The sequence below is a fragment of the Candidatus Omnitrophota bacterium genome (genome assembly GCA_028699255.1).
Classification (GTDB): Bacteria; Omnitrophota; Gorgyraeia; order 2-01-FULL-45-10; family 2-01-FULL-45-10; genus FEN-1322.
The window spans coordinates 123,248-135,203 of sequence record JAQVUX010000002.1; the positions used below are offsets into that span (position 1 = coordinate 123,248).

14 protein-coding genes are annotated in these 11,956 nt (G+C 50.6%); all 14 read left to right on the forward strand.

Annotated elements, in window-relative coordinates:
* The 14 genes from tsaD to PHS46_02400 all read left to right on the forward strand — a co-directional run bounded on the left by tsaD (position 1) and on the right by PHS46_02400 (position 11,867).
* Positions 1-1,026: a tRNA (adenosine(37)-N6)-threonylcarbamoyltransferase complex transferase subunit TsaD gene (tsaD, locus tag PHS46_02335; protein MDD3905349.1), complete on the forward strand. Its 1,026-nt coding sequence runs from the start codon at positions 1-3 to the stop codon at positions 1,024-1,026.
* Complete coding sequence (locus PHS46_02340) at positions 1,016-1,687, forward strand: MgtC/SapB family protein (GenBank protein MDD3905350.1); 672 nt, start codon at positions 1,016-1,018, stop codon at positions 1,685-1,687. Before tsaD ends, PHS46_02340 begins: the two co-directional genes overlap by 11 nt.
* Before the next feature lie 16 nt (positions 1,688-1,703).
* Positions 1,704-2,246 carry a polymer-forming cytoskeletal protein gene (locus tag PHS46_02345; protein MDD3905351.1) on the forward strand — a complete coding sequence of 181 codons (543 nt, stop codon included), beginning with the start codon at positions 1,704-1,706 and terminating at the stop codon, positions 2,244-2,246.
* A gap of 3 nt (positions 2,247-2,249) precedes the next feature.
* Complete coding sequence (locus tag PHS46_02350) at positions 2,250-2,651, forward strand: helix-turn-helix domain-containing protein (protein MDD3905352.1); 402 nt, start codon at positions 2,250-2,252, stop codon at positions 2,649-2,651.
* 8 nt (positions 2,652-2,659) lie between these two features.
* Entirely contained in the window at positions 2,660-3,400 is a 741-nt protein-coding gene (gene larB, locus PHS46_02355; protein MDD3905353.1) for a nickel pincer cofactor biosynthesis protein LarB, read from the forward strand.
* A 12-nt stretch (positions 3,401-3,412) separates the two neighbouring features.
* Positions 3,413-5,548, forward strand: coding sequence for a nickel pincer cofactor biosynthesis protein LarC (larC, locus tag PHS46_02360; protein MDD3905354.1), 2,136 nt, complete (start codon positions 3,413-3,415; stop codon positions 5,546-5,548).
* 1 nt (position 5,549) lies between these two features.
* A complete protein-coding gene (locus tag PHS46_02365) occupies positions 5,550-6,158 on the forward strand; it encodes a methyl-accepting chemotaxis protein (protein MDD3905355.1) in 609 nt (202 codons plus the stop codon).
* Positions 6,159-6,333: 175 nt separating this feature from the next.
* Positions 6,334-7,494 carry an AAA family ATPase gene (locus PHS46_02370; GenBank protein MDD3905356.1) on the forward strand — a complete coding sequence of 387 codons (1,161 nt, stop codon included), beginning with the start codon at positions 6,334-6,336 and terminating at the stop codon, positions 7,492-7,494.
* A 156-nt stretch (positions 7,495-7,650) separates the two neighbouring features.
* The gene (locus PHS46_02375) at positions 7,651-7,845 is read left to right on the forward strand and encodes a helix-turn-helix domain-containing protein (GenBank protein ID MDD3905357.1); all 195 of its coding nucleotides are present in this window, start codon (positions 7,651-7,653) and stop codon (positions 7,843-7,845) included.
* A 57-nt stretch (positions 7,846-7,902) separates the two neighbouring features.
* Positions 7,903-9,144: a beta-ketoacyl-[acyl-carrier-protein] synthase family protein gene (locus PHS46_02380; protein ID MDD3905358.1), complete on the forward strand. Its 1,242-nt coding sequence runs from the start codon at positions 7,903-7,905 to the stop codon at positions 9,142-9,144.
* The gene (fabG, locus tag PHS46_02385; GenBank protein ID MDD3905359.1) at positions 9,141-9,896 is read left to right on the forward strand and encodes a 3-oxoacyl-[acyl-carrier-protein] reductase; all 756 of its coding nucleotides are present in this window, start codon (positions 9,141-9,143) and stop codon (positions 9,894-9,896) included. Before PHS46_02380 ends, fabG begins: the two co-directional genes overlap by 4 nt.
* 78 nt (positions 9,897-9,974) lie before the next feature.
* Positions 9,975-10,223, forward strand: coding sequence for an acyl carrier protein (locus PHS46_02390; protein MDD3905360.1), 249 nt, complete (start codon positions 9,975-9,977; stop codon positions 10,221-10,223).
* Positions 10,224-10,234: 11 nt separating this feature from the next.
* On the forward strand, positions 10,235-10,657 hold the full coding sequence (gene fabZ, locus PHS46_02395) for a 3-hydroxyacyl-ACP dehydratase FabZ (protein ID MDD3905361.1): 423 nt from the start codon (positions 10,235-10,237) through the stop codon (positions 10,655-10,657).
* Positions 10,644-11,867, forward strand: coding sequence for a beta-ketoacyl-[acyl-carrier-protein] synthase family protein (locus tag PHS46_02400; GenBank protein MDD3905362.1), 1,224 nt, complete (start codon positions 10,644-10,646; stop codon positions 11,865-11,867). Before fabZ ends, PHS46_02400 begins: the two co-directional genes overlap by 14 nt.
* The last annotated feature ends 89 nt before the right edge of the window (positions 11,868-11,956 follow it).

Here is an 11,956-nt window from a genome sequence, read left to right on the forward strand (position 1 = left end):
ATGCTTACCATGGGTTTTGAAACATCCTGCGACGAGACGAGCGTATCCGTTACCGAGGGCCACAGGGTTCTTTCTAATATAGTGTCGTCGAGCGTGCATATCCATAAAAAATATGGAGGCGTTATTCCCGAGATAGCTTCCAGATTTCATGTGGAGTATATAAACGAGGTTATCAGGAAGGCTCTGGCGGATTCGGGCAAAAGCATGAAAGACATAAAGCTCATAGCGGTTACGAACGGGCCCGGGCTTGTAGGAGCGCTTTTGATCGGTATATCGATGGCCAAGGCCATAAGTTACGCGCTCAATAAGCCGATCGTGGGCGTCAATCATATCCTCGCCCATCTATACAGTTCGTTTTTGAATGAGAAGGACAGGCCGCAGTTCCCGTTTATAGGGCTTGTGGTTTCGGGTGGGCATACGAATTTATTCTATTGCGAAGATATCGGCGTCCAGCGGCTTCTCGGGTCGACGCAGGATGATGCTGTGGGCGAGGCGTACGATAAAGTTGCGAAGATGCTCGGCCTTGGATATCCCGGAGGTCCGGCGATAGACCGGATGGCACGGCGATCGCGCCGGGGCGCCGCGATCTCGTTCCCGAGGAGCTATCTCGGAAAAGATTCGCTGGATTTCAGCTTTAGCGGCGTCAAGACGGCGGTTCTGTATTACGTAAATAAGAAAAAGGCGGCAGACGGCGTTTTGCGCGATAAAGACGTGGCCGATATTTCTTACGCGTTTCAGGAAGCGGCGCTCGACTCTCTGGTCGAGAAAGTGGGCCGCGCGGCCGAAATTACCGGCGCCAGGCGCGTAGTTATCGGCGGAGGGGTTTCGGCCAATTCCCGGTTGAGAGAGAAGATGAAAGAGCTATCGGCATTTTCTTCTATGAAAATACACTTTCCTGAGTTAAAATATTGTATGGATAACGCGGCTATGATCGGTTATCTGGGCGAGGCCCTTTACAAAAGAGGCGTGCGCTCCGACCTTTACCTTTCGGCCGAACCCAACCTCGAGGTGGTCGATGTTAAATGAGTGGAGCATACTTTTCCGTTTGGTGTTGGCCGCGATCTTAAGTGGTATCATAGGTTTTGAACGCGAATTCCACGGTCGCGCCGCAGGTTTCCGGACGCACATACTTCTCTGTGTCGGTTCCACGCTTATAATGCTTACCTCGATGCACATATTCGACATATATTCCGCCAAGACTGCCATCGATCCCGCGCGAATAGCCGCCGGTGTTATTACAGGTATCGGATTTCTCGGCGCCGGCACGATAATGCATTCCAGATCCGCCGTCAGAGGGCTTACTACCGCCGCGAGCCTGTGGGTCGTGGCCGGGATAGGACTCGCGGTCGGCTCGGGTTTTTACTACGGCTCCATTATCACCACCATCCTGACGATAGTTACGCTTATGTTCTTCTCGCGCCTGGAACACGCCATGATCCGCAAAGATTGGTACAGGACTATCACTATTGAAACTAAAGACGGCGTCGAGCAATTAAAGGCGATCCGGGAAATAATTGCCGGCTGTAGATCGGAGATAACTGACTTCGAAGTCGAACGTGCGCCGGACAATGCCGGCATGATATTACAGATAGGCCTGAAACTTTATCAGCCGAGGCTCGCCGACCAGATAATCGAAGACCTTGGGCACTTGGACGGCGTAAAGCATGTGAAGTGGGAGTTGGAATAAAAACAGGGGGTGGGGTATGATGGGAAAGAGGGATAAGAAGCAGGAGGTCGAAAGGGTTTTGGATGTAGATGCCTCTATGCAGGGTTCGCTCTCCTTTAATGACCCTGTCAATCTGCGCATCAATGGAAAGTTCGACGGTCTGCTCAATACGAAGGGCAACCTGATGATAGGCGAGCACGCGTCGGTGAATGCCGATATAACGGGCGAGTCGATCATAGTGGCGGGCAAGGTTTCAGGGACTGTGCGGGCGCTGAAAGAGTTGAAGCTGATTTCCCCCGCATGCGTTACGGGTGAGATATCCACTCCGGTCTTAAGCATAGCCGAGGGCGCTATATTCGACGGTACCTGCAGGATGCTCGGCCGCGCACCGGCCGACGCGGCGGGCGCATATGGGGTTATGATGACGCCGGACGAGTTGGCGAAATATCTCGAGGTCGAGGTCGGAGTTATATCCGAGTGGGTTAATTCCGGTAAGATCCCCGGCATGAAAGAGGGGGACACCTGGAGATTCGACCGCAACCGTATCGATGAGTGGGTCGCGGAAGGGAAGATAAAATAAACTATGCCTGAAAAATTACTGAGCATTAAAGAAGTCTCGGATTATCTGAAGATACCCGAGGAAGAGGTGAAGCGTCTCGTCGATATCGGGGAGATACCCGCTTATCGTATAGGCGATACGTTCTTACGATTCAGGAAAGAGCAGATAGACGCGATAAAATCCGATATCTCCGAGATCGAAGAGAAGGAGCCGGAGCACGTAAAGCCTGTTCTGGACGTAAAGGGTAAGCCCGCGCACACCTATACCCGGATGGAGCAGGAGATAAAACGCAAAGAGCCCTCTACCCGTCAATATGATTATACGTTTGTGGAAAGGGTTAGGGATTTTTTCTATTTCAACGATTTCTATATTATCTCATTCCTGTTGATAGCTTTTTTGATGTATCTTATCTTTAAAAAGGCCTAAGCCCTAACATGACAGACGATATCTCGACGATGCTCAAGGCTTTTAAGGCGAACCGTATTTCGCATTCCAAAGTCCGTAAGGTATTAAAGGATCTACCTTATAAGGATATCGGTTTTGCCAAGATTGATAACCACCGGTGTTTGCGCAGAGGATTCCCGGAGGTCGTATTTGGTAAAGGCAAGACGGTTGCGCAGGTGGTCGCGATATCGCGTAAAATAATAGCGCACGACGGCATTCTTTTAGTAACACGCGCCGATGAAAAGGCGTTCCGGATACTTAAAAGATCATACCCCGGTATTAAATACGACGCTTCGGCGCGGATAATAAGTTACAGGCGCGACAGGGCTGTGTTAAAAAATGGCACAGTACTTATAGTAACCGCCGGCACTGCCGACCTGCCTGTGGCCGCGGAAGCGAAGGCGACGCTCGAGATCATGGGCAACAGGACGGAGCTTCTCTGCGATGTGGGCGTTGCGGGTATTCATCGTATTTTAGGCAAGCAGGATATTTTACGAAAGGCGAACGTCATTATAGTGATAGCGGGTATGGAAGGGGCGCTGGCGAGTGTGGTTAGCGGGCTCGTAGCGCGGCCTGTTATCGCGGTACCGACGAGCGTCGGTTACGGCGCTTCCTTCGAAGGGATAGCGCCTCTTTTAACGATGATGAATAGCTGTTCTCCGGGGGTCGCGGTCGTTAATATCGATAATGGTTTCGGCGCGGCGTATTTCGCGTCGCTGATAAATAATTAAAAAGATAATCTTATGCGCATAGCGTACTTCGACTGTTTTTGTGGCATATCCGGCGACATGACGCTCGGAGCGTTTTTGGACGCGGGCCTTAGCGTTAAAAAACTTTCGAGTGAGCTCGCGAAGCTTAAAGTCGGCGGATACAGGTTGAAAAAGTCGAAGGTTTTGCGCGGTAGTATAGCCGGCACAAAGTTCGAATGCGTCGCGGACGGTTCCGCGCATGGTCATCGCTCTCTCAAAAGTATTAATGCGCTTATCGACGGAAGCTCGCTTAGCGGCCGCGTCAAAACGATGGCGAAGCGGATATTCGGCGTTATCGCCGCGGCGGAGACGAAGGTTCACGGCAAAGCGCGCGCCAAAGACGTGATATTTCATGAGCTCGGCGATATTGATTCGATCGTTGATATAGTTGGAACGGCTATCGCGATGGAAGAGATGAGTATCGACGCTGTCTACTCGTCCTGTGTAAATATGGGGCGCGACATAGTCATGACCAGACACGGCAATATCCCGGTACCGTCTCCGGCGAGCATAGAGATATTAAAAGGCGTACCTGTGTCGATAACCGGTATAAATGCGGAGATCGTTACGCCGACCGGCGCGGGGATACTGAAAGCGCTCTCGAAAAGCTTTGGCCCGGTCCCGAGCATGGAAATATCCGGTATAGGATATGGCGCCGGTTCTAAAGATTTTAGCGAGCGCCCGAATCTTTTGCGGGTTATCATAGGCGAGTCGAAGAGTTCATTTAAAGAAGATACAGTGTATGTGGTCGAGACGAATATCGACGATATGAATCCCCAGCATGCCGGATATGTCATCGAGAAGGCGATGACTGCGGGTGCCGTCGACGCGTACATCGCAAATATACAGATGAAGAAGGCGCGTCCGGCGTTTAAATTAACGGCGATAACGCCTGCGGGAAAATTGCGGAGCGTAGCCGATGTCATTTTTGCCGAAACATCCGCGATCGGCCTGAGGTTTTACGAAGTAAACAGAATGAAGCTCGACAGGAAGGTTGCCATCGTGAATACCAATTACGGAAAAATAAGCGTGAAGATAAGCAAAGGGCCGGGTGGGATTGCTACTGTGTCGCCGGAACATGACGAATGCGTCGAGGCGGCGCGGCGCAGGAATGTGCCGCTACGGAAAATATATGACGCGGCGAAATCGGCCGCCAGGACAGCGCTATTGGCGGCATCTTTTGTGCTATTTACCGCCGCCTGTCAACTATCGGTTTCCTGCGCAGATACCATCGATACGAACGAAGGGCAGGAGTTGAAAGGTATTGTCGTAGAGGACTATAAAGACCGCATTATAATGTCGACCGTGGACGGTGAAAAGACGATAATGAAATCGGATATCAAAGAACTTTATTACGACGAAGAAGAAGATAACCTTATAAAACTTGGCGACCAGGCCAAAGAAAAACGCGATTATATAAAAGCCCTTACATATTATGACATGGCGTTTAAAAAGAACCCCAATTCCAAAGCGGCCAAGGACGGGCTCGTTTTTCTGGAAGGGTATTTATTCAGGAAAGAGCAGGCGCAGAAGGAAGAGGACGTAAGGCGGCGCGAAGATCTGGAGCGCCAGGGCGTAACGGCCACCGTACAGACGGAGCTTGATACTAAGCAGAAAGTCACTGCGCTGAGAAAAGCCGTCGGCATTACGCTTGCCGTGAAAGACGGATTTCCGGTGGCGGAGAGCGTTCAGCCGAATTCACCGGCGGACGAGGCCGGGATAGAAAGAGGCGATAGGCTCGTCGCTATATGGGCGCGCCTTACCGGATATATGAGCCTGGATGAGGTTTTAGGCGCCCTCTTAGATAAGCCATCGTTGGAATTGAAATGTACTATTGAGAAGACGGTAGATGTTGCGATAAATCCGTACAGGCTGGTGGCGCCCGGGCCCAACGAACTCATAGGAGCGTCTCTTGCGATGAGATTCGATGGGCTTACCATCGACTCAGTACGCCGGGACGGCGCGGTAGTTAAGGCCGGACTTAAAGCCGGCGACCTTATCACCGCGATAGACGGCAAATCGACCCGTTATATGCCGATGAAGAAAGCCGTAAGCATGATACGGGATTCTAAAGAGAAGACGGCGATCTTAACCGTGCGAAGAGAAATATTACTCTGGAGGAGAGATTAACATGCTCAAAAATGCAGTGAGGCCGAGATTTAAACGAAAGCAGTACATCGTAGCAAGGCAATTCCAGCTAAAGTACGCGGGCATGATACTTTTGCTCATGTTCCTCACCGCCGGTTTTTGCGCATACGCCATTTATTACACGACGATGATATTATTCGGAGAGAAGCTCGCCAACGTATATCCGCAGGGCCAACTCGTATCTATCGTAAATACGGTTAACTTTCGCATACTTATCAGCATGCTCGTAATATCTCCGATAGTCGGATTTTTGGGAATATACTTATCCCACAAGATCGCGGGCCCTATCTATAGGATAGAGAAATTTCTCGGTACGATGGTATCGGGCGACCTTTCAACCCGTATTACATTAAGGAAAGGCGACGAAATGGTTTCTCTGGCGGATGGGATAAACCGCCTTACGGACAGCCTGTCCTCGACCATTGCCGCGGAGAAGGCCCAGGTGGAGAATGCCTTGAAGGATCTCTATGCCCTGAGAGAACTCGTTTCTTCCATCCCGCCGAAAGATCGCGAACGCGCCGATATCGTTATTGATCGGCTCGATGCCGCGATCCGCGCCATAAATAAGGAGATGGATAAGTACACGGTATAGCACCCGAGATATAATTGTAGAACATTCCTGACGCTTTATATAGAAAATGAGGGACTTGGGTCCAGTAGTTTCAAAAGGGGACGCTACGTCCTTTTTTCTTTTGGATCGATATTGACTATTTCACTAAAATAGAGTATACTCCAATTTAGTAGCACTAAATTGGAGGACGATATATATGAAAAAGATCAAAAGAATTTTAGACATGAAGCTACCTGCCGGCCAGTCCGCCTTTTTATGGGGTGCCCGTAAAACCGGCAAAACCACGTATCTGAAAGAAAGGTTTCCCGACAGTAAAGTGTATGATTTTTTAAAAACGGACCTGTTTTTGGAGATATCGAAAAACCCGGCGCTTTTACGCGAACGGATACTCGCGCTGGACAATGCGGCACTCAGGAAACCGATAATATTGGATGAGGTGCAAAAAGTCCCGCAGGCGTTGGACGAAGTACACTGGCTAATAGAAAACAAGGGGTTGGGGTTTGTGCTCTGCGGCTCAAGCGCGAGAAAACTTAAGAAAGGCCACGCCAATCTTTTAGGCGGCAGAGCCTGGAGATATGAACTGTTCCCGTTTGTGAGCAAGGAGTTGGATAGCATCGATCTTTTGCATGTATTAAATCATGGCATGATACCGCTCCACTATTTACAGAATGACGCAGATTGCAGGAGATCTTTAGAGGCTTATGTGCAGGATTACCTACGCGAGGAAGTATTCGCTGAAGGTTTGACTCGTAATATTCCGGCATTTTCGCGATTTTTTGACGCTTTTGGATATTCGCACGGCGAGATAACCAATTACAGCAATATCGCCAGCGAGTGCGGAGTAGACTCCAAAACAGTTAAAGAATATTATAATATTCTAATCGATACGTTGTTGGCAATCAGAGTCGAACCTTTTAAAAAGAGACAATCGCGGGATGTTATAACCAAGGCATCAAAATATTATATGTTCGATGTAGGTGTCGCCGGATACCTGACAAAAAGGCATCTGGTTGAACAGCGTGGCGCGGAGTTCGGTAAGGCATTCGAACATTTTATACTTATGGAAATTGCGGCATACAAATCTTATCGCAAGAAAGAGTTCGCGATAAATTTTTGGAGAACAAAGTCGGGTCTTGAAGTGGATTTTGTGCTCGGCGGCGAGATTGCTATTGAGGTAAAAACGGGCGCGCCGCTTGGTAAAAGGGATATGAATGGATTAAGCGCGTTTACCGATACATATTCGCCGAAAAGAAGCATTGTGGTTTGCAACGAAAAAGAGAAAAGGATGCACAATAAAATAGAGATACTTCCATGGGAGAGATTTCTGCGCGAGCTTTGGGCTGGTAGTATTCTTTAATATACAAATAGCATAGCACCCGCAATATACTTGTACAACATTCCTTAAACTTGCCCCCTTGACAATGCCGCTTTATAGGGTATACTTTAGGTTACTGCGTATCAGTGTATACTAAAAGAGTATAACCGATACCAATAATTTAGAGGTGGTGTTCTTATGCCCGAAGACGTTGTCTTCACGGTTCAGGAAGTAGCCACATATCTGCGGATGCAACCCGTTACCATCTATAAGCACGCAAAGGCCGGGAAGCTTCCGTGTTTCAAGGTTGGGGCTAACTGGCGATTTAAGAAGTCAACTATAGATCGCTGGATATCTGAACAGGAAGAGAAAGAAAACGGTTTTTCAAGCTGATGTCCAATCTCATATTTTGAGGTTGGCATTTTTGTTTGGAGCCGAGATAAGGTAAGTTTGAAAAAGCGTATAGTGATTACAGGCATCGGTGTGCTGGCGTCCAACGGGATCGGTAAAAAAGATTTCTGGAAAGCGATTCTCGATGGCACCTCCGGCATAAAACCCGTGACCCTTTTTGATACGGCAAATATGAAAACGAAGCTTGCCGGCGAGATAAAGGACTTTAACCCGGAGGCGATACTCGGATTGAAGGGGCTGAGAAATCTGGATCGTTCGACTAAGCTTGCGCTCGCCGCCTCTAAGATGGCACTCGACGACGCCGCCTTGGCCGGCCCGGTCGCGGAAGAGGAGACGGACTCCTACGGCGTAGCGCTCGGCACGACGATGGGCTCGGTCTGGTCGATCAGCGAATTCGACAAGGAGGCGCTGAAAGAAGGGCCGCGGAGCGTCAATCCTGCGCTATTCCCCAATACGGTTATAAACTCTCCGGCGAGCCAGGTCTCGATACGTTTTAACATACAGGGCTTCAACGGCACGATCTCTACCGGATTTTGCGCGAGTTCCGACGCGATATATTACGCGATGAGCATGATGTCGCTGTACGATTACAAGGTTGTGCTCGCCGGCGGTGTCGAGGAGCTCTGCGAGCAGACGTATAAAGGTTTCTACAAGATAGGCCATCTCGCCGGATCCCGGACGGGCAAGGATGAGATCGACTGCCCGTTCGATAAACGTCGTAACGGTATCATCTTCGGCGAGGGCGCGGCGATATTCGCGCTCGAGGAGCTGGAGCACGCGAAAAAGCGCGGTGCGGCCATATACGCGGAACTGCTCGGTTACGGGACGTCGTTCGATCCGGACAGCAAAAATATATACAGCCCGAAGGCAAAAGGCGCAATCCGTGCCATGCTCTCATGCCTCAAAGATGCCGGTCTTACAGCGGACGACATCGGATATATATGTGCGGCCGCGAATTCTACGCTCGATTGTGACGCGATGGAGGTTTTGGCCGTAAAAAGCGTATTCGCAGGCGCGGGGCGCGACGTGCCGATAAGCTCGATAAAGTCTATGATAGGCGAGACGTATTCGGCGGCAGGGGCTATGGGGCTTGCCGCGGCGATAGGCGCTATCGAGGAGGACGCGATCCCCCCGACGATAAATTACGCCAAGCCGGACAGGCGCTGTGCCGTCGATTGCGTGCCGAACGAAGCGCGCAATCTTAAAATTAAGAATATACTCGTCGATACTTTCAGCCCGACGGGCGCCAACTCGGTACTGGCCGTGGGAAGGTACGCATGAGCATGCAAAGGACAGACCTTTTAAAGAATAGAGTGGCGATAGTTACCGGCGGGACGCGCGGTATCGGCCGCGCCATCGTATTTGAGCTGATACATAATGGGGCGAAGGTCATATTTACGTATCTGCAGAGCGTCCAGTCCGCCTCGATAATTTTAGACGAGGTAAAAGAGCTGGGCGGGGAAGCTGTAGCCATCAGGGCGGACGTCAAGGATTACGAAGAGGCAAAGAAGGTTGTCAAAGAAGCGATGGAAAAATTCGGCGCGCTCGATATTCTCGTGAATAACGCCGGCATAATAAAAGACAAAGCGCTCATGTTTATGGAACCGTCCGAATGGCAGGATGTTATCGATACGAACCTCACCGGTTACTTTAATATGGCGAAGGCGTGCATCGTTACGATGATGAAACAAAAGAGCGGAAATATTGTGAATATTTCTTCGGTGTCCGGAGTGGTGGGGATAGCGAAACAGGTGAATTATTCGAGCGCGAAGGCCGGTATCGTGGGACTGACCAAGGCGCTCGCCAAAGAAGTCGCGCATTACGGTATCAGGGTCAACGCCGTCGCGCCCGGCTTCATAGATACGGACATGACGCGCCAGCTTAAAGCGCGCGATGAACTTATGAAGATGATACCCGCCGGGCGGTTCGGCTCGCCTGACGAGGTTGCGAAAGCCGTGTCGTTTTTACTGAGCGACAGGGCGGGATATATAACGGGCCAGGTGATAAAGGTGGACGGCGGTTTGACCATGTAACCATATTCGACCTCCGAGGTGCGACCTCGGAGGTCGAATCAATCGAATCAAGGTAAAGTTAATAGAAGGGGGGAATATATGCCACAGGTAGATGATGTAACGCTGGAAAAAGAGTTGCGCGAAATAATAGCGAAGGTTACGGAGATCGAAACCAAAGAGATCGGGCTCGAATCCAAGTTCGTAGAGGATCTGGGCATGGATTCGATGATGGCGCTCGAGATACTCGCCGCCATAGAGAAGAAGTACAAGATACAGGTTCCCGAGGAGAAATTGGGCCGCCTTACCAATTTAAAAGAAGCGGTGAAGCTTACGAAAGAATATCTTTAAGAAAGAGCGCGATGCTTAATGTCGAAGAGATAAAAAGCCTGATCCCCCAGCGGTACCCGTTTCTGATGATCGACCGGGTTATCGAAATAAAAGAGGGGGAGTTTATAAAGGCGTATAAGAATATCAGCCGGAACGAGGAATGCTTTAATGGACACTTCCCGGATTCGGCCGTATTTCCCGGAGCGTTCATCGCGGAGGCGATGGCGCAGGCGGCGTGCATCCTGCTCAAAAAAAGCATTCTCGACCTGAAGGCCACGCTATTTTACGTTACAAATGTAAAAATACGGTTTTTCAAGACGGTGATTCCCGGCGACCAACTGCATATCACCATAAAAACGATAAAGATGACGCGCATCGGCGGGATATTCGAGACCGAGGCGTCTGTAGATAATAATATTGTGTCGAAAGGAGAGATGACCTTTGCCTGCAAATAAGAGAGTTGTTATAACCGGCATGGGCGTGGTCTCTTCCATAGGGATAGGGAAGGACGAGTTCTGGAGGAACCTTATCGCCGGGCGGTCCGGTATAAGTGAGGTTAGCCGTTTCGATACGTCCGGTTTTCCCACTCACCGCGCGGGCGAGGTGAAGGACTTTGCCGCCGAGGATTTTATCCCGAAAACGATATGCAAGCGCATCGGCAGAGGCTCGCAACTCGCGATCTCCGCCGCGCGTCTTGCGCTCGAGGACGCGGCCTTCGATATGAAGAAAGATGCCGGAGACTCTTTTGGTGTAATAATCGGCACGACGATGGGCGAGGCGCCGTCGATCGAGATGATAGACAGGTTCTGGACGAGTAAGGGCGAGGACGATGTATATCCGTCCAACGTGAAAAATTTCCCCGTAAACAATCTGTCGGACAATGTCGCCGCCGTCCTGGGTTTCACGGGATACAATTATGTCATACCGACCGCATGCGCGGCCGGTAACTATTCTATAGGTTTTGCCTCCGATCTTATACGGACGGGGCGCGCGGATTCTCTCCTTGCCGGCGGGGCAGACCCGCTGTCACGGCTCGCGTTCACCGGGTTCAACCGGCTCTTTGCCATGTCGCCGGATATGTGCCGGCCCTTCGACAAGGATCGTAAAGGAATATTGCTGGGCGAGGGCGGCGCGTTGCTTTTGGTCGAGGCTCTCGAACACGCAAAAGCCCGTGGCGCCAAGATCTACGCGGAAGTTTTAGGCTACGGGCTTAGCTGTGACGCGCATAACATGACGATACCGAGCCAGAAGGGCGTAATGAAGGTGATGGAGAAAGCCATACGAAATAGCGGCATAGCAAAAAAAGATGTCGGCTACATATCGGCTCATGGTACGGGCACAGGTTTAAACGACAAGACCGAGTCCGCGGCGATACGCGAAGTTTTCGGCGACCTGGCCAAAGATATACCCGTGAGCTCGATAAAGTCGATGCTCGGCCATACGATGGGTACGGCGAGCGCTCTCGAGGCGATGGCCTGCTGTCTGGCGATACGCGACGGCGTCATTCCGCCGACGATCAATTTCGCGACGCCTGATCCTGAATGCGCTATCGACTGTGTCCCGAACAAATCGCGCAAGAAGGATGTCCGGGTCGCGCTCAACAACTCATTCGCTTTCGGCGGCAACAACGCCTGCCTCGCCCTGGCGAGATACGGGGATAATTGATCTATGCCTTTTAAACCTAAATACGTGCATAGAAAAAATATAGGACATTATAGGACATCGATATAGGACAAGTGTATCGGCCGGTGCGT

What these genes read in the sequence shown, in the direction of transcription:
- PHS46_02345 (MDD3905351.1), top strand. Translation starts at nt 1,704, where the DNA reads ATGATGGGAAAGAGGGATAAGAAGCAGGAGGTCGAAAGGGTTTTGGAT.
- larC (MDD3905354.1), top strand. Translation starts at nt 3,413, where the DNA reads ATGCGCATAGCGTACTTCGACTGTTTTTGTGGCATATCCGGCGACATG.
- PHS46_02365 (MDD3905355.1), top strand. Translation starts at nt 5,550, where the DNA reads ATGCTCAAAAATGCAGTGAGGCCGAGATTTAAACGAAAGCAGTACATC.
- PHS46_02340 (MDD3905350.1), top strand. Translation starts at nt 1,016, where the DNA reads ATGTTAAATGAGTGGAGCATACTTTTCCGTTTGGTGTTGGCCGCGATC.
- PHS46_02350 (MDD3905352.1), top strand. Translation starts at nt 2,250, where the DNA reads ATGCCTGAAAAATTACTGAGCATTAAAGAAGTCTCGGATTATCTGAAG.
- PHS46_02375 (MDD3905357.1), top strand. Translation starts at nt 7,651, where the DNA reads ATGCCCGAAGACGTTGTCTTCACGGTTCAGGAAGTAGCCACATATCTG.
- tsaD (MDD3905349.1), top strand. Translation starts at nt 1, where the DNA reads ATGCTTACCATGGGTTTTGAAACATCCTGCGACGAGACGAGCGTATCC.
- PHS46_02370 (MDD3905356.1), top strand. Translation starts at nt 6,334, where the DNA reads ATGAAAAAGATCAAAAGAATTTTAGACATGAAGCTACCTGCCGGCCAG.
- larB (MDD3905353.1), top strand. Translation starts at nt 2,660, where the DNA reads ATGACAGACGATATCTCGACGATGCTCAAGGCTTTTAAGGCGAACCGT.
- fabZ (MDD3905361.1), top strand. Translation starts at nt 10,235, where the DNA reads ATGCTTAATGTCGAAGAGATAAAAAGCCTGATCCCCCAGCGGTACCCG.
- PHS46_02390 (MDD3905360.1), top strand. Translation starts at nt 9,975, where the DNA reads ATGCCACAGGTAGATGATGTAACGCTGGAAAAAGAGTTGCGCGAAATA.
- fabG (MDD3905359.1), top strand. Translation starts at nt 9,141, where the DNA reads ATGAGCATGCAAAGGACAGACCTTTTAAAGAATAGAGTGGCGATAGTT.